This window comes from Bacillus sp. MUM 116 (assembly GCF_001866655.1).
In the GTDB taxonomy this organism is placed as follows: Bacteria; Bacillota; Bacilli; order Bacillales; family Cytobacillaceae; genus Neobacillus.
In genome coordinates this window covers 68,172-85,950 of sequence record NZ_MLYR01000018.1, presented here as the reverse complement: position 1 = coordinate 85,950, position 17,779 = coordinate 68,172, and the positions used below count along the sequence as shown (strand labels likewise).

General features: G+C 38.3%; 11 protein-coding genes and 2 pseudogenes. 4 read left to right on the top strand and 9 right to left on the bottom strand.

Annotated features, from left to right (window positions below; genetic code table 11):
- Positions 1-3 precede the first annotated feature (3 nt).
- Positions 4-894: a phosphate ABC transporter permease PstA gene (gene pstA / locus BIV60_RS04870; protein ID WP_071354598.1), complete on the top strand. Its 891-nt coding sequence runs from the start codon at positions 4-6 to the stop codon at positions 892-894.
- Between the two features lie 36 nt (positions 895-930).
- On the opposite strand, the gene BIV60_RS04865 is transcribed toward pstA, so the two are convergent.
- Positions 931-1,614: a response regulator gene (locus tag BIV60_RS04865; protein ID WP_071354597.1), complete on the bottom strand. Its 684-nt coding sequence runs from the start codon at positions 1,612-1,614 to the stop codon at positions 931-933.
- Positions 1,615-1,699: 85 nt separating this feature from the next.
- Complete coding sequence (locus BIV60_RS04860; RefSeq protein ID WP_071354596.1) at positions 1,700-2,836, bottom strand: sensor histidine kinase; 1,137 nt, start codon at positions 2,834-2,836, stop codon at positions 1,700-1,702.
- 298 nt (positions 2,837-3,134) lie between these two features.
- Here BIV60_RS04860 and BIV60_RS04855 point away from each other — a divergent pair, with 298 nt between their 5' ends.
- Together BIV60_RS04855 and BIV60_RS04850 are read left to right on the top strand one after the other, a co-directional pair.
- Positions 3,135-3,767 carry a YigZ family protein gene (locus tag BIV60_RS04855; protein WP_071354595.1) on the top strand — a complete coding sequence of 211 codons (633 nt, stop codon included), beginning with the start codon at positions 3,135-3,137 and terminating at the stop codon, positions 3,765-3,767.
- Positions 3,768-3,949: 182 nt separating this feature from the next.
- Complete coding sequence (locus BIV60_RS04850; protein ID WP_071354594.1) at positions 3,950-4,954, top strand: LCP family protein; 1,005 nt, start codon at positions 3,950-3,952, stop codon at positions 4,952-4,954.
- Positions 4,955-5,041: 87 nt separating this feature from the next.
- On the opposite strand, the gene BIV60_RS04845 is transcribed toward BIV60_RS04850, so the two are convergent.
- The 3 genes from BIV60_RS04845 to BIV60_RS04835 all read right to left on the bottom strand — a co-directional run bounded on the left by BIV60_RS04845 (position 5,042) and on the right by BIV60_RS04835 (position 8,348).
- Positions 5,042-6,094, bottom strand: coding sequence for a glycosyltransferase family 4 protein (locus tag BIV60_RS04845; protein ID WP_071354593.1), 1,053 nt, complete (start codon positions 6,092-6,094; stop codon positions 5,042-5,044).
- 192 nt (positions 6,095-6,286) lie between these two features.
- Entirely contained in the window at positions 6,287-7,393 is a 1,107-nt protein-coding gene (locus BIV60_RS04840; protein WP_071354592.1) for a glycosyltransferase, read from the bottom strand.
- Positions 7,394-7,625: 232 nt separating this feature from the next.
- A complete protein-coding gene (locus BIV60_RS04835; protein WP_071354591.1) occupies positions 7,626-8,348 on the bottom strand; it encodes a WecB/TagA/CpsF family glycosyltransferase in 723 nt (240 codons plus the stop codon).
- Positions 8,349-8,620: 272 nt separating this feature from the next.
- On the opposite strand from BIV60_RS04835, the gene murJ reads away from it, so the two are divergent.
- A complete protein-coding gene (gene murJ, locus BIV60_RS04830) occupies positions 8,621-10,144 on the top strand; it encodes a murein biosynthesis integral membrane protein MurJ (protein WP_071354590.1) in 1,524 nt (507 codons plus the stop codon).
- Between the two features lie 27 nt (positions 10,145-10,171).
- Here the strand turns inward: murJ and BIV60_RS04825 are convergent.
- From BIV60_RS04825 to tagH, 4 genes and pseudogenes are all read right to left on the bottom strand, one after another.
- Positions 10,172-11,371: pseudogene (locus tag BIV60_RS04825) on the bottom strand (O-antigen ligase family protein); the annotation flags it as partial.
- A gap of 295 nt (positions 11,372-11,666) precedes the next feature.
- Positions 11,667-13,976 (bottom strand): SH3 domain-containing protein, encoded by a 2,310-nt coding sequence (locus tag BIV60_RS04820; RefSeq protein ID WP_083402101.1) that lies wholly within the window; start codon positions 13,974-13,976, stop codon positions 11,667-11,669.
- Between the two features lie 149 nt (positions 13,977-14,125).
- Positions 14,126-16,624 (bottom strand): SH3 domain-containing protein, encoded by a 2,499-nt coding sequence (locus tag BIV60_RS04815; RefSeq protein WP_071354588.1) that lies wholly within the window; start codon positions 16,622-16,624, stop codon positions 14,126-14,128.
- 375 nt (positions 16,625-16,999) lie between these two features.
- Positions 17,000-17,779, bottom strand: a pseudogene (gene tagH, locus BIV60_RS04810) (teichoic acids export ABC transporter ATP-binding subunit TagH); the annotation flags it as partial.

Below are 17,779 nucleotides of genomic sequence, written 5' to 3'. Positions count from 1 at the left end.
AAAATGGTTTATTTCTCTGAAAAAACTCAAAAATCAAGAAGCATGAATAAGCTTTTAGACAAAGTATTTACCCATTTCCTATGGTATTTATCCATTCTCATTCTAACTATTATTGTTTATATTTTATTCAAAATTTTATCCAAAGGGCTTTTCCACATTAACCTCAAGTTTCTGCTTGGATTGCCTAGCGAAATTGATGCAGGAGGCGGGATTGGACCATTTTTATTCAACTCTTTCTATGTTTTAATCATATCTCTAATTATTTCACTGCCGGTAGGAATTGGAGCAGGGATTTATTTATCTGAATTTGCTCCCAAAAATCGAATTACCGAAATGATTAGAACATCGATCGAAAGTCTTGCTTCGGTACCGTCAATTGTTTTTGGTCTATTTGGATATGTTCTTTTTGTGGATGTTTTTCACATTGGTTTAACAATACTAGGTGCTGGAATCACCCTTTCATTGTTAAATCTCCCTGTGATTACTAGCGTTACGGAAGAGGCAATTCAAGCAGTGCCCAGGGAATTAAGAGAAGCAGCCTATTCACTCGGACTTACCGATTCGCAAGTGATTTTATCCACTATTATTCCCGCTGCCTTACCAGGAATCATGACTGGTATTAGTCTTGCCGCCTGCAGAGCATTTGGGGAATCCGCCATAATCTTACTAGCTGGCGGAACAGGGACCTCAGGAAAAATGTGGGATTTCAATCCGCTATCCGAAGGGGGAACTTTACCTGTCCATCTTTGGTATGTCCAATCGGAAGCATTAGTGGAAGATGCACAACAAATCGCTCAAAAATCTGGTTCAGTTCTCATTATTATTGTATTACTTATGAGCTTAACCATTCGAATTCCTGTTTGGTTAAAAAATCGGAAATTATTCAAAAGATAAAAAAGCACGCGTGCGTGCTTTTTTTATCAATTATGATTACCGAACTTCTACCCAGCCGTTTTTAATCGCTACAACAACAGCTTGCGTACGGTCATTAACGTTCATTTTTTGCAGGATGTTGCTGACATGATTTTTAACGGTCTTTTCGCTAATGAAAAGGGCTTCCCCAATTCCACGGTTGCTTTTCCCATCAGCAAGCATTTGCAGCACTTCACATTCACGGCGCGTTAACAAATGAAGCGGCCGGCGGATTTCCACTGTTTGAACATAAGTGCCGCCAAATACCTTACCTGCTGTTAAACGGCGGTATTCATTCACTAGATTATGCGTAACCTTTGGATGTAAATATGAGCCGCCTTCCGCAACGACGCGAACTGCATCGATGAGGGCATCGGCATCCATTTCCTTTAAAAGATACCCTTGCGCACCGGTTTGAAGCGCATGTGTAACATAATTTTCATCATCATGAATCGATAAAATGATAATTTTTGTTTCTGGGTATTTTTCTACAAGCTCCTTGGTTGCTTCCACTCCGTTCATTTTCGGCATGTTTATATCCATGATGACCACATCCGGATTGAATTCTTTTACAATACGAATTGCTTCTGTGCCGTCATCCCCCTCGGCCACAACCTGGAACGTTTTTTCAAATTCAAGAATCCTTTTTACTCCTTCTCTAAACAATTGATGATCATCGATAATGGCAATTTTAGTCGTCATTTTCTTCGCCTCCCTAATCTTCGGAATAAGATTTTGCTATTTATACACTAAATTCTTTTTAATTGTTTCCTGGAAATCAATCCACTCATGATTCCGGCAATGGAACATGGATGGTAACAGTGGTTCCTTTACCAACTTTTGATTCAACCATGAGTTCGCCATCCAGCAAGTCGACCCGCTCGTTCATCCCAATAATCCCAAAGGACTCAGGTTTTTTCTGGGTGGTATCAAATCCAACCCCGTTATCCTTAATCTGAACGGTAATGGCTGTCTTGGTCATTTCAAGTTTTACCTTTATCTCACATGCATTTGCGTGTTTCAGTGCATTCTGAACCGACTCTTGAATCATTCGGAATAATGCGACCTCGTACTTAGCCGGCAGGCGATGTTCTAGTCCAATATTCACAAAATCAATTTTTGAGTGATTATGATATTCTTCGATGGTAAGCAGATATTTTCTGAGGGTAGGAACCAAACCTAAATCATCCAGCGCCATAGGCCGAAGATCGTAAATAATTCTACGAACCTCGTAAAGAGCAGAACGAACCATTTTTTTAAAACTATGAATCTCTGAAATAGCCTCGTCCGGTCCGCTCTCCCTGTACACCCGATCAATTAAATCTGAGCGCATAATCACATTCGCCAGCATTTGCGCCGGACCATCGTGAATTTCCCGGGACAGCCGTTTCCTTTCTTCTTCCTGAGCTTCAATAATTTTCAATCCGAAGTCCTGCTTCGCTTTTGCGTCCTCAAGCGCTACACCCATTTCACTCATTAAATAATTCATTACAACAGAAATTTGCGAAATCAAATGTTCTGCCCGGTCAATGGTATCATCAAGCGCAAGCAGCCTCCGCTCAAGGTCATCTCTTTTATCCAATAACTGCTTTTTATATTGCCAATTGATGGTGAGGTCCATTTGAAGCTGGTGCGCTTTTTCATACGCTTCCCGGACTTCTCCCTCTGAATAACGCTTTATATTCATGCTTACTTCAGAAAGTCTTGCACGAGCCTGACGGACTTGACCCTCAAGGGAGTCGCCTTCACCCGAGAGCTTCTCCACCAAATGCTTGATACTCTTTAACTCATCTATCATATTGTCATAATCCTGGCGGCATTGCTCTTCAATTTGAAAAATATCCGTTTTACTCGAAGTCACGGTTTCAATCATTTTTTCCCGAATTTCATCAATTGACTTCATATTTATTTTTTTCATTTTCATAAAAATGCCTCCATTAAGAAGCTTGTAAACCTGCTTTACTATCCTTGGAACAAAGGTTTTTTAACATATTTTACCTTAAATTGTATTAATATAGAAATTTGAAGTTAACTGCTTCCTCAAATTTCATAAAAAAGTTGTATAATAAGGGTACTATGCCTATAACTTTCTTACTAATAAAAATAAGTCTGAACAGGTTTACACTATATAAACTTGTCTTATTATACAATAAAAAAGTTACACTAGTATTAAAGTTATATTACACTAAACATTTTTTCAGAAAAATTGAAGGAGGGTAAATATGCTGTCCCGCTACTATACGGTAAAAGAATCCGGAGAACATGAAATTGTTATCCAAAAGTCACGCTTCATTGCCCATATAAAAAGAGTCGAAACGGAAGCAGACGCACAGGATTTTATTCAGACCATTAAGAAAAGAAATTGGGATGCGACCCATAATTGTTCCGCCTATCTAATTGGTGAAAATGACCAAATTCAAAAAGCCAATGATGATGGCGAACCAAGTGGTACGGCTGGTGTTCCCATCCTCGAAGTATTAAAGAAAAAAAATCTGAAGGATTCAGTCGTTGTCGTCACCCGCTACTTTGGCGGAATTAAATTGGGGGCCGGTGGTCTGATTCGTGCTTATGGAAAGGCAACCTCAGAAGGAATTACGACTGTTGGTGTGGTCGAACGGAAATTAATGAAAGTCATGCATGTCACCGTTGATTATACCTGGCTTGGTAAATTGGAAAACGAACTGCGTTCTTCCGTTTATTCCATTAAGGAAATCCATTATTTAGATAATGTTGAATTTGAAATATTTGTTGAGGAAAGTGAAATCAGTACTTTTGTCACTTGGATGACGGAAATGACTAATGGACAAGGGAAAATCAGCGAAGGTGAGATGCTGTATCTGGAGGAAGACGTATAAAACGGCCGATTTGATGGAGCCGTTTTATTTTTTATACATTTTTTTGCAAATCCCAACAATATCCTACATAAAATTTATGATTACAAAAAATTTCATTTTACCAATCTACTAAAATATTATAGAATTAATCTTGGTTTAGTGTGTTTTTTATACAGTAATTTACAATGTAAAGGAGATTATCTATGTCTGAAAAGAGACAGGACCGTTTAAATAAAAATAATAAGAAGAAACGAAAGAGGCTTTTAACTTTGATCTTATTACCTATTTTAGTAATTGGTTTAGGTGGTGCAGCCTATGCTACTTTCCTCTTCAACAAGGCAGAATCGGTGATGAATAAATCATACAAACCGATTGAACGGGAATCCAAACGGGTATTTAAAAATGTTCCCGTTGAAAACACTTCGATTCTATTCATTGGGGTCGACGACAGTAAGAAACGTAAAGAAGGCAATCCGCGTTCTGATGCTTTGATGGTTGCAACTTTTAATAAAAAAGATAAATCCATCAAGCTTCTTAGCATCCCCCGCGATTCCTATGTTCATATCCCTGAAAAGAATATTTACACGAAAATCACTCATGCCCATGCCTATGGCGGCGTAAAGCTTACACTTGATACTGTTGAAGAGTTGCTTGATATGCCGATTAATTATTATGTAAAAATGAACTTCAATGCCTTTATGGATATCATTGATGCCCTTGGCGGAATTGATGTGAATGTGCCGTATACCTTTACGGAGCAGGATTCACAAGATCGTAAGGGTGCCATTACCTTAGAAAAAGGGATGCAGCATTTAGACGGAGAACAAGCACTTGCTTTAGCGAGAACAAGACATTATGACAGTGATATTTACCGCGGAAAACGTCAACAAGAAATTATGAAGGCGATTCTTTCTCAAGCAACTTCTGTAAAATCAGTGGCCAATTATTCAAAGGTGATTGAAGCGATAGGTAGAAACATGGAAACAGATTTAACCTTTGACCAAATGTTATCATTCCTTAACTATATTCAGGCAGGCGGCTTAGATACCGAATCACTTAACTTGAAAGGTTCCGATTCAAGGATTAACGGAATTTATTATTACCAATTAGATCAAGCTTCATTAGATGAAACGAAGTTAATCCTGAAAAATCATCTGCTTGGAAAAACGAGCACGACTTCCAGTGGGACTTCGGCAATAAGTCAATAATGGAAAGAACCCGGCTGAAAAAATCAGTCGGGTTCTTATATGTTCTATTTTTCATAATAAAAGGACCTTCCACAAAAGGTCCTTTCGTTATTGCCGGTTTCTCGCTAATACCTGTACGATTTTAAGCAATGGTTTGTAGTTTGAATTAATTAAGCCGATACTCTCCACAATCAGTTCAATCGCCAACAATATGATGGCTATCAATAAGAATGATCCCCAAAAAGTTGTCATCGTAAAAATAACCGCCGCTAAACCAAACATTGCACTCATCGCATAAATTAGCAAAACTGTTTGTCGATGGGTAAAGCCCAATTTAAGTAAACAATGGTGCAAGTGTGACTTATCCGGGGCAGATAACGGATTTTTATTATAAAGGCGACGCACTATCGCAAAGAATGTATCTGAAATTGGAACACCTAAAATGATGACAGGAACAACAAAGGAAATGAACGTTACGTTTTTAAAACCTAATAAAGAAAGAACAGCGATCATATACCCTAGGAAAAGAGCTCCTGTATCTCCCATGAAAATCTTCGCGGGATGGAAATTGAAAATAAGAAATCCTAATGTACTTGCAAGCAGTATGGCGCCCATCGTCATGGTATAAAAATCCCCCATCACAATCGCCATTGCAGAAATAGTGATTAAGGCAATCGATGAAACACCTGCTGCCAAACCATCCAGCCCGTCAATCAAATTGATTGCATTGGTAACACCAACAATCCAAATAACCGTAATCGGCACACTCATGGCACCAAATTCTATTTCTCCGCCGAATGGCAAGTTAATGAAATCAACATGGACACCGCCCCAAAATACAACAATAAGGGCTGCCGCAATTTGTAATAAAAACTTGATTCTTGCCGATAATTCAAAGATATCATCTAAAATACCTGTAGCTAATATAATGATACTACCAACCACAATCGCTGCATGGTACTGACTATTTGGGTGCAAAAGGAGCAACCCAAGAATGAAGCTTACATATATGGCTAAACCACCTAAGCGCGGCATAATTTTCTTGTGAACTTTACGCTGATTCGGGTTGTCAGTTGCTCCAACTTTAAAGGCCAATTTTTTTATAATTGGTGTAATAAGAATAGAGCATAAAAAACATAATAAAAAGGTCAAATAAAGCATAAAGACCCTCCTTATGAATATAATGCCCCTTTCTGAAATTTAGAACCAAGGCATATTTTTCTTCTTACAACGTGTATTATAGCACATAGCTTTGGGTTTGGTCTAAAAAAATCATTTTGTAAAGATAATGATAAAAAACCGTTTTTTTTGCCCAAGTTTTGTTACACGGGGATCCGCACTGGATCCCTTTTTTTATCCGAGTTTTTTATAGGTATTAAGGACGCTGTTGCGAAAATTTTCAATGGTGAAGCGTGTCGAAGCATGGTTGTAAAGATTGATGCCCATTTCATTTAATTTACCCTCTTTTCGGTAAAGAATAGCCTCTTTAATCGCCTCGGATAATGGTTCAATTTGATTAACCGGAACAATCCAGCCGCATTCTTTTGAATAGATTAATTCACGAACCCCGCCGACATCGGAGGTGATCACCGGTATTTTCGCACGCGCCGCTTCTAGCAGGACCAGTGGAAAGCTCTCGCTAAAAGATGTAAGTAATTTGACATCGCAGATTTCAAATAAAGCATGAACATCTTCACGTTGTCCTAAAAAGCAAATATGCTTTTCGATTCCCAGCTGTGAAACAAGCTGTTTTAGTTCTGGTTCCAAGCTGCCCGTACCTACCACAAGCAATTTGATATTGTCATGTAAACGTGTCAATTCCTTGATAACGTGAAACAAAATCGAATGACCTTTTACCGGGCACAATCTTGCAACCATGATCATTACAAAATCCTGATCACCAAAGTTTAAATCATAGCGTGAGAGTTTATTTGGGGACGAAGGCTTTTTAAAATCAATTCCATTAAAAATCGAGGTGATTTTATTTTCATCAATCCCTTCTGTTACCAACAGGCTCTTAAATCGTTCTGAGATGGCCAGGAAATGATCCGGCTGCTTCAATGCCCAAAGGTGGAGTATGGTAAAAATAACCCCAGCCAATCCCCTGCCTAAAAAATCATGACGGGGGTTGCTATGTAGAGTGGTAATCCAGTATATCGTTTTTCTTTTTCTTTTTAAAAAACAGCCATAAAAATTGGCCCGCGGTCCATGGGTGTGCACAATATCAATCATTTCTCGGTCAATTAATGATATGATTTTTTTGTGAAGCGTAAGATCCCATTTTGATTTTTGGTGAAAAAGTACAACTTTGATTCCTTTATCTAATGCCTTCTCATACATAAGCCCCTTTTCAAAAAGCCCTAAAATGATTTCGGTCTCTTGAACATTTTCAAGCAGATCAAGAATATGAACCATTCCCCCGCCGGTTTCTGTTCCGGCATTTAAATGAAGCACCTTCACCCTTTTCACCTTCTGGTTCAATAAAATTGACGACTTTTTTCGATAAAAGTTTCGTCTATTATTGTTTATTACCATTTGGGGTGAAAATCATGTGCGTTAGATTTATCCAATGGGGGGATCTTTTGAATAGGAGGGGGTTGCGAATGGAGATAGGGCATTCTATGCGACCATTCTTGTAAAAAAAATGTTACCTCGGTCGACTAGAGAGGAGTATTTCCAAATTCGCTCAAGATTACCTTTTTGTCTTCAAAATCTCCCTCAAAAACCTTGGCAGTGCAAGCATTCTCCTCCAGCGGGATGGTTGTTTCACGAGCCGGTAAAACCATTCCAAGTTCAGTTTCTGCCAAACCTCAGGGGCACGATTAACCTCACCCGCAAGAACATCAATGCTGCCGCCAACGCCCATAAATATCCCTTTAGAAAATGAAGAATAGTGGGCTGAAATCCACTTTTCCTGCCTTGGAAAGCCTATCGCAACAAACACAATATCAGCATTTGCCGCATTGATTTCATCAGCAATCCGATTCTCTTCCCCTTTAAAATAACCATTGTGCGAGCCGGCCATTACCAGATTAGGATACTGCTTGCAAATATTGGCGACTGCTTTCTGATTTGTTTCTTCCTTCCCCCCCAATAAGTAAACTCGCCATGCATTCTGATTCGAAAGCTCCAAGAGCCTTACCGTCAAGTCATAACCCGTAACTCTTTCCTGAAGCGGAGTATTCAAAATTTTCGCAGCTAAAATAATTCCGGCCCCATCTGGGACAACATAATCGGCTTCCTGGACAATCTTCTGGTAGTCACGATCCTCTCGTGCATACATCACAATTTCCGGATTCGCGGTCACGACAAACGTTTTAACACCCTTAATAATCCGATCCGATAACAATTCAACAACTTCATTAAAACCTTTATTCAAAAAATTGATTCCTAGTATATTCACGGTATTTTTCATATATAATCCTCATTCTTTCATAACCTAAGGCTATTTTCGCATAGATTATTGTTTTTCGTATAAATCATCATCAACCCGTATAACTAAATACTTCGAGGCATCTTTTCGTATGAACATTTGCGAAAATTGCCTAGAAACTTAAGTATTTGACCCTTATTAAGGTCCAAAAGCAACAAAGTTTACGAAAAGAGCCTAACCTAAACATATAACCTGCTCCATTATTGACCATAATGGGTAATGACCCATTTGGCAACTAAAAGACGGTGACTTTTATGAAAATGATTAAATCTGTTGGAATTATAACTTTAATTGCGATTGTCAGCAAGATGCTCGGATTCGGCCGTGACTTGCTGATGGCTGCTTATTTTGGCGCATCCACCATCACTGATGCTTTTTTTGTTGCTTCAATTATTCCTGTTCTGCTGTTTGCTGCTCTCGGCATGGCGATTACAAGCGGAATTGCGCCGATTTACGCAGAAGCTAAGGAAAAAAGCCATCAAGAGGCACGGAGCATCATTAGCGTCTTAGCAACACTCTTTATCAGCTTGTCAATCATTCTGACGTTCGTATTCTACATAGCAACGCCCATGATGACAAAACTGATTGCGCCCGGTTTCAACTCACAACAAACCGTACTTACCAATCAATTAACGATGATCATGCTGCCAAGCTTTTGTTTTTTTGTGCTTTCAGCCCTTATGACGGGAATTCTTGAATATGAAAAAGTTTTTGCTCCACCCGCCTTTATTGCGATTCCACAAAATCTTTTTGTGATTATCACAATCATTTTTTTGACAAAACAATATGGAATTTATGGTGTTGCTGTGGCGACACTGCTTGGATCCGTCAGCCAATTTTTTATTCTTTATCCTTTTATAAAAAAATATCAGGTTTTTCACATCAATTTTGCCTTTAAAACATATCAAAACCAAATATTCAGTACGCTTAGATTGTTTTCACCGATTATCATTGCATCCGGGGCCTATCAAATTAATGCAGTAGTGGACCGAATGGTGGCTTCAAGACTACCTGAAGGCAGCGTTTCCGCTTTAAACTATGCTAATAAATTAATGTACCTGCCTCTTAGCATTCTTTTATTATCCCTGATTACCGTCATCTTTCCGTCTGTCGTGGATTCAGCCGTTAAAAAAGGCACAGAATTTGTCCATTGGGTATTCAAAGGGATTTCCCTGATTACCTTTGCCGCCATCCCGATTGCGGTCGTGATGCTGGTAGAGAGCAGAATCCTGGTTGAACTTGCTTTTAAAAGAGGAGCTTTTGATGAAACGGCAGCATTGATGACGAAACAGGCATTTTTCTTTTATACATTTGGAATGATCTTTATGGCTTTAAAAGAGTATTTAAATCGTTGTTTTGTAGCTTTAAAAGAAACAAAGGTGACGATGACGTGCAGCATCCTCGCGGTTGGATTGAACATCTTATTGAGCATTATTTTAGCTCATTTTATCGGTGTCGGGGGAATTGCCCTTGCCACCGCGATTGCGATGCTTTTTCAAACCCTATTATTATTTTTCTATTTACCCAGGCATGTTCAAATTGAAAAAACAGCAAAGCTTTCTTTTATGAAAAGCTTCGGAAAATTACTCATCCTTTTTGGAGTTATCTTTCTCCTCTCAAGATTTTCTGTTTTGCTTTTGCCTGCAATAAACCCGATTCTTCATTTAATCTTTATTACGTTGATTACATTTGGTTTATTTACAGGTTCAGCACTTTTATTAAGATGTCAGGAGATTCTCGGATTACTGCAAATCATAAAAAGGAGAAAACAGACCTAAAAGGGAGCTTGCCCATTGGCAAGTTCCCTAGCTACTCCGTATTCCACTTGAATTCTCTACAACATTCATTAAATAAGCCAGCAGTAAGCCTAAATAAACACTTACCCCAGGTGCCGTTAGGACGTGTCCCGCAGTAAACGCAATGCCCAATCCAAGAACGGCACCTAAGGCAATTAAAACTGTTCTTATCGAAAAACTCTCCGGAAAATAGCTCAGTGTATGCCGTACGGTTCGGATTAGTATCCAAGCAAGCGGGATAAAGTATAAAATAAACCCGATGATTCCTAACGAATAAAAAACATCATAGAAATCCATTTCAATCATCTTTGGCTGCTTTTGATAATTCCCTCCGTATCCCATCCCAAACAGTTTTTGCAAAATGGGAGCTTCATTAAAATAGTGTTTCTGCACGGAAAGGAAATTCTCCCTGCCGCTCAGCATCAGATTATCCACTTGTATATCATGGGTATTTGATTTAACCTCCTCCATTGCCTGTAATTGATTCGATTCCAACCAGTTTAGATGCATATTCATATTTTGGGCTAGTGATGAAAAAGGAAAATAGCATAGCGATCCGATAAAGAGTGCAGTTAACATAGTCGGCCGCATCCATCCGTTCCGTTCTTTAGCTAAACTATATAGGGACATCAACAACGCAAAAATCAACACAATGACCATTGCTCCAAATCCCACCTTTGTCCCTAAAGCAAACAACGAGTATATCAGGAAGACCACTGAAATCCAGGTCCAATTCGATTTTTGTAAAGCTGCGAGGACCACCACAGGAAATCCCATTGCCAAGATGGCCCCAATCTCATTCCCGGCATAAAACCAGCCGACATGGCCTACCTTTTCCCATGAATAACTATTAAAGGCGGTGCCGGTTAGGCCTGAAATAACCATTCCCCCCCCAATGATCGTCATGGAGATGACAATAGAATCAAGCACCTTTTGTCTCTTGGAACCTTCTACACGCCGAAAAAGAACAAAATAAAATAGAAGTACCACATTAAAATAAACGAGCTTCACAAGATATTTCATTTCAGTTGAAAATGAAAATACCGGCTTCAGAGGATGGTTGACCAGTAAATGAATTATTAAAAATGCAGCCAGCAAAAGGAAATAACTTCTCACCCATTTTGAAAAGACAATCGCATATAACCCCATAAAAACGAGAAAAGCAAAACGAATCAATAAGCCCAAGGTAAAATCATGTCCTAAAAGCCGAAGTGATAATGATGTAAAAAGATCAAGAACAGGCTGTAAAATAATATAAATAAACACAATTCGACAAACGATTTTCTAACACCTCCAGTTTCTTTACAAGTACTCCTATTACTATTTGCATTCCTAAAAAGAAAAAACCTAAAACGGAAGCTAAGCACAGCTCTCGATTTTAGGTTTTTAAATTGGAATTAAATTTCGCGAATCCGTTTTAAACACAACGGTCCTGTTTTTATATTCTTCTAAATCAAAATAAAAAAGCTGATAACATCAAAAATGATGCCTATCAGCTTTTTGTTTAATTCAGTTCTCTGGCGATATAGGATTTACTTACCCAGCCCATTTTGCCATTCTCCAATTTCACTTGATACCAATTCTTTGTGCTATCAGTGATAATATTTTTATTGTCGTCTAATGCTAATTGGACGTATTGATTTAAATTAAGGTAGTCAATATTCCCATTGGAAGTCGATGGGCCAGAACGTACATTCAGCGTCGATGTGGTGACCCTTCCCAAATTGAGAACAGAAATATAGTCCTTATATACTGAAAAACGAATATTATCAAGCCAAAACTGACTATTATTTATAAGCACTTTTACTCGATAATTATTTGTTTTTTCGAGCATGATAAAGGTAGTGCCCTTTTTAATCACACTGGATAAATCTTGTTTGGCGATTACTTGAATGTTATCAGGGAGTTTATCGCTTCCATCTGGGATTCCAGGTGTTGCAGGAACATAAGTGTTGATTGCCACATTATCATAAGAGTTCTTGTTAAATGCCATGATATTGTCCATATGCCGGGCAATGCCACCCCCCCAATTTGGGTCACTGGCATACCAGTAATTCATGCCAATGCTTTGATTTGTAATTCTTACCCCATTTTTATCATTTGTCCGATAACCAAGGAACGCCCCTTCAAAATGGGTGCCATTTGGATTTAAATAATCGGCTTTCATTTTTTGGGCCACATAATTAATGCAGGCTTCGACCGATGGAAAATGATAGGCTCCAAAGAATGGGGCAGCATCATAAGCGCCATAACCAAATAAATTATTTTTCCCTAATGAAATATTCGATGTCCCAAATGCGCTTTCGTGAATCGCATGAGCAGCCAGGTAAAGAGCATTAACACCAAATTTATTTTCTGCAGATATAAAGTATTTTCCCGAATTAAGCAATACACTGGCGCGCCCATTTACATTAGCGGCAATATAGCGATCAATTTGCGCGGCAGTTACGGAAGACTTTGTACGCAAATCAATAAACCGGTAATCCGCATTTTGTGTGTATTCTTTTAAATAGGCTCCATATACATAACCCTTTAGGCCATTATAGGATACCTGATACCACCCATCTTCAGGATCCTTTTCAGATTTAACCGTTGTTCCATTTGGTATAACAGCAAGCCGTTCGGATGATGTATTGGCAGATTTTCGTAAATTTAAATCCGCAATGACTAAATAAGTTTTTACTACTGTATTTGCTTCAGATGTGTCTGCGGAATTGGTTGTTGGCGGATTTTCCTCAGTCACGTTATTTATAACCGGCGGTTTTGACGGAATTTCCTCAGTAACATTATTAATAACTGGTGTTTTGGGTGGTGTTTGAAGCTTGGAACTAGGAACATACCCCTTTTTCCCCTTATATATTACTTCATACCAACCGCCAACACTCTTAGTCGTGGAAACAATTGCCCCTTTTGGAATGCTGATTAAATGCTTATAAGCACTTCCATAAGAGGAGTAAACATATGTACTTTCCTTTACCTGGTAATTTTTTTTTACAAAGGTCTTGGCAGCAGATTGATAAACATCCCCGCTGTAGATATAAAGGTTCCTTCCATTAAATGATACGCGATACCAGGTTTGTCCAATACTATTGACCACTTTTTCATTAGAATACAATCCATTGCTGCTGGCAAGGCTTGCTGCAGATTGTTTCTTTGAATCAGGAGTGGAATAAAGTTTCGCTGTATTTTTTGTAAAATAATATGTACCGCTTGTTTTAATATATTGATTGTATTCCCTTAAGTAACTGCCACTGACCCAGCCGGATTGGGTCAAATGTTTTCCTTTAGAGGTATAGGTATAAGATACTTTATACCACTTGCCCCTTTTTTCATTTGAAGTGACCGTTTTCCCTTTAGTAATTGTCATAATAAGCTTGCTGCTCGTACTTGCACCTGTCCGCAGATTTACATTGCCAATCGTTTGATAGTTTGTTTTTGAAAATTTTACAGTCTTAGGAGTCGAATTTTTTACTAGACTAACGGGTTGTTTCTTTAAAAAAGTACTGCTTGTCCAACCCGTTTTGGTAACGTTTTTTCCCTTTGATGTATACGTGTAGCTAACCTTATACCAGTCTCCTATTTTCTGAGATGATTGAACCATTTTTCCCTTTGGAATAGTAAGAATTGTTTTGTATTTTGTGCCGGCACCTGTCCGCATTCGTAAACTAGCAGTTGTTTGATAGGTCTCAGTTTTAAACTGTACAATCCCTGCTGCTTCAACATGTCCGATACTGTTTGGTGCGAACGGAACAGCTATTTCGCTTCCAATCAGCAGTCCCGTTGATAAAAAAATTGCCTTCCCCATATTTTTCATTCCATACACTTCCTTTTCTCTCTCTTCCTTTTACAACTTTTTCTATTCCCGCTTTGTAACGAGAACTTCTTCAAAGAATAGAACGTACGTAAGTAGGAGCGATCGCATCACCTCGTAATCTATTAGTCTTTTATTAAAATAATATAAAGTTATTTAAAATCCTTTGCATAAAGGTAACTTGCACTCACCCAGCCTATTGTTCCATTTGCCATTACAATCTGATACCAGCCTTTAGATGGGTCCATCGTTAAGGTTCCGTCCTCTTTCATCACAATTTGAACAAAATCATTCAATGATAGATACCCGATTGGCGTAGTGTTAGTTGACGGGTTCGGCCGAACATTTAATTGTGCTGCAGTTACTCTTCCTAAATTTTGAACGGAAAGATAACTAGTATAAGAACTAAATTTAATATCATTCGTCCAATACTCTTTGCCATCCACCAAAACTCTTAACCAGTAATCATTTGTTTTTTCTAAAATAAAGAATGATGAACCTTTACTAATTGTTTTAACGGCATCATTCACTCCTTTATTGCTATCAAGGACAATATTACTTTTTGCAATCGCCACAATATTGTCAGGGAACACATCACTGCCTTCAGGAGTGGACGGTCTTAGTGGGATAGAAGGATTTGTACTTGCTTTTGCGTAAAAAGTTTTATCATAATGCAAGATATTCTCCATATGCTGGGCGATCGCCTTACCCCAGTTCGGGTCACTGGCATAGTAAAAGTTCATGCCTTCGCTGGCTGCATCAATTCTGGTGTTCGATAATGTTTTCGTACTAAAACCTAAATAGGCTCCATTGTACTTCCAATTCGACGAATTTAAATATGTAGCTTTAATTTCACGGGCAATATAGTCAATGCATAAATCAACACTTGCAAAACGATAAGCAGACATATATGGTGCTGCATCATAAGCACCAAAGCCAAATAGGTTATTTTTCGCATTCGATATTGCTGATGTTCCAAACGCACTTTCATGAATGGCATGAGCGGCCAAATATAAAGCATTTACCCCGTACTTTTTACCGGTGTCAGTAAAGATTTTCCCTTTCCCATGAAGAATGCTTGTCTTACCCGTGTTTTTTTCATAGTTGGCAATGTAGTTGTCAATCTGACTCGGAGTTACCGAAGATTGTGTTCTTAAGTCAATGAATTGGTAACTATCTCGATTTCCCATTGGATCACCTGTTATTACTAGTTGTAGATAAGTTCCATAAACATAGCCTGTTTTTCCATTAAAGGATACCTTAAACCAGCCGTCGGAAGTCTTACTAGTTGGAATCACAATACTTCTTTTCGGAATAACTGATAGAATCGTTGACCCAGTGTCGCTTGACTGCCTCATATTTACATCCGCTAAAATGAAATAGGTTGCCTTTGCTATCGGTACCTCACTTGTCTCATCTTTTGCAGGTGGAAGATCCTCAACCTGTTGTAAATAGGTTCCATTGATATAACCAGTCATTCCGTTATAAGTCACCTTATACCAATTATTCGATGTTTTTAGCGAAGGAGAAAGCTTTGAGCCTTTGGAAATCGTTGATAGTAGATTAGAAGAGTCATCAGGATACACTCTTAAAACCACGTCTGTCACTGCCAGATAATCTGTTGCTTGATCCATCTGTTCTTCTTCAGGAAGAATGTACTTTGTAAAATCCTTTGAATATACGAATCCGGATTTCCCATTATAGGAAACTGCATACCAATCATCAACTTGTTGGCTAATTGAAATAAAGGCACCATTAGGTATCTGCATGACTTTCGAAAAAGCTTTTCCAACGGACGAATAGAGGCTGGTTTCTTTATTAGCTTGAAAATCAGTCGTTGAAAAATTATTAATTGCAGCTTTATATACATCATTACTGTTGATATATACCGTTTTTTCGTTATAAGTAATTTGATACCATGTTTCCCCTATGCTGTTTATCACCTTGCTAGAGATAAGAAAACCGTTGCCTCCGGCAATCTGGCCAATCGCTTTCTTCCGGGTGTCAGCACTTGAATAAAGATTTGCGGTCGTTTTTGTAAAATAATATGTACCCGTTATGCTAGAAGCTTGGTAAAATTCTTTTAATAAAGATCCGCTTACCCAGCCGGTAACCTTTGTCATTTTGCCTTTTGAACTGTATGTATAAACCACCTTGTACCAAGTTCCCGATTTCTCATCACTTGTAATTGTCTTTCCTTTTGGAATGGTCTGTAAGACTTTATATTTTACCCCTGCACCTGACCGAAGATTCAGACTTTCTGTCGTTTGATAAGTCGTTTGTTTAAATTTAACTGTAGTTGTTTGAGGAGGTGCAGCAGGTGTGATTTTTTTTAAATAAGATCCGCTTACCCAACCAATTTTCGTGACTTTTTTCCCTTTTGAAGAATATTGAAAAGAAACCTTAAACCAATTACCTGTTTGTTCAAAAGCAGTGACAGTTTTTGTTTTTGGAATCGTTGTAACGAATTTGCTTTTCGTAGCAGGCCCTGTCGTTAAATTAACATTTGCAGTCGTTTGATAACTGATATTTGCAAGCTTTAAGGTACCTGCTGCTTCAGCCTTTGCCACACTATATGGTGATAAAGGGGTTATAGTCCCACTAAAGACCAAACTTGTCGATAAAAGAACAATTTTCCCGAATCCTTTCATTGTTTAACACCTCTGTAGTTTTTTGAACCATTTTTCGCCAAAACCTTCTATTAAACTGCAATTTTCTACAATACTATTATTATCTCTTATTCATAGATAGATTTAAATAGTATTTTGGAAAAACCTTTCTAGGGTAGAAAAATCGGGTAAAGTATCCAATATGCACCTGTTTTAGTCCTAGTCAACCATTAAGAAAATTGGTATTTATCAAAAAAGAGCTCTATAAGAATATTCCTCTCTCCACAAAATGAAAATACCACAGCCCAAAAGGCCGTGGTATTTTCATTTTATACATTATTATCTTCGAATAAAACACCCGTTACAAATGTAACAGGTGTCTATTTCCTATTTTGCGGGACTTAATGTAAGGCGTCCTTGCCTTTGCATAGCATTTTCCCTAAATCTTTGCTGCTCTTCTTTAGACATTGCTTTATATTCTTTTAGAAACTTTTCGTATAGTGGAACCACTTCTTCAGTTGAACCGAATGCTCGGATTTGGCCGTATTCCAGCCACAGAGCTTTCTCACAAAATTCCTTAATTTGTCCAATTGCATGGCTGACAAAAAAGATTGTTTTCCCTTTTTGCTTAAAGCTCTCCATTTTTTGTCTGGATTTTTCAGCAAAAGCTTGGTCGCCAACAGATAATGCCTCGTCAATGATAAGAATATCCGGGTCAACTGTTACCGAAATAGCAAAACCAAGACGGGACTTCATCCCGCTTGAATAGGTTTTAACAGGCTGATCAATGAATCTCCCTAACTCGGAAAAGTCAATAATTTCAGGCTCCAATTGACGAATTTCCTTCTTACTGAAGCCAAGCATTAAACATTTTAATTCTATATTCTCTCTGCCTGTCAAATTATTGTTCAACCCTGCAGCAATCGCTATCAAAGCTGTTTGGCCGACTGTTTCAACAGTGCCAGTTGTAGGAGGAACAACTCCAGCAATTATATTGGAAAGTGTTGATTTACCGGAACCGTTCACACCTATTAATCCAATAACGTCGCCTTTTTCAGCAGTAAAGCTGATATTTTGTAAAGCAAAAAAATCTTCGCCATATCCACCTGGTAAAATGATATCTAATAGCTTATCGGACGTTCGATTATACATTTTATAATTTTTAGATACATTTTCAACAGTAACAGTTTTCATGAT

What these genes read in the sequence shown, in the direction of transcription:
- BIV60_RS04845 (WP_071354593.1), bottom strand. Translation starts at nt 6,094, where the DNA reads ATGCTTTATTTGACCTTTTTATTATGTTTTTTATGCTCTATTCTTATT.
- BIV60_RS04820 (WP_083402101.1), bottom strand. Translation starts at nt 13,976, where the DNA reads ATGAAAAATATGGGGAAGGCAATTTTTTTATCAACGGGACTGCTGATT.
- pstA (WP_071354598.1), top strand. Translation starts at nt 4, where the DNA reads ATGGTTTATTTCTCTGAAAAAACTCAAAAATCAAGAAGCATGAATAAG.
- BIV60_RS04860 (WP_071354596.1), bottom strand. Translation starts at nt 2,836, where the DNA reads ATGAAAATGAAAAAAATAAATATGAAGTCAATTGATGAAATTCGGGAA.
- BIV60_RS04850 (WP_071354594.1), top strand. Translation starts at nt 3,950, where the DNA reads ATGTCTGAAAAGAGACAGGACCGTTTAAATAAAAATAATAAGAAGAAA.
- BIV60_RS04815 (WP_071354588.1), bottom strand. Translation starts at nt 16,624, where the DNA reads ATGAAAGGATTCGGGAAAATTGTTCTTTTATCGACAAGTTTGGTCTTT.
- murJ (WP_071354590.1), top strand. Translation starts at nt 8,621, where the DNA reads ATGAAAATGATTAAATCTGTTGGAATTATAACTTTAATTGCGATTGTC.
- BIV60_RS04855 (WP_071354595.1), top strand. Translation starts at nt 3,135, where the DNA reads ATGCTGTCCCGCTACTATACGGTAAAAGAATCCGGAGAACATGAAATT.
- BIV60_RS04865 (WP_071354597.1), bottom strand. Translation starts at nt 1,614, where the DNA reads ATGACGACTAAAATTGCCATTATCGATGATCATCAATTGTTTAGAGAA.
- BIV60_RS04835 (WP_071354591.1), bottom strand. Translation starts at nt 8,348, where the DNA reads ATGAAAAATACCGTGAATATACTAGGAATCAATTTTTTGAATAAAGGT.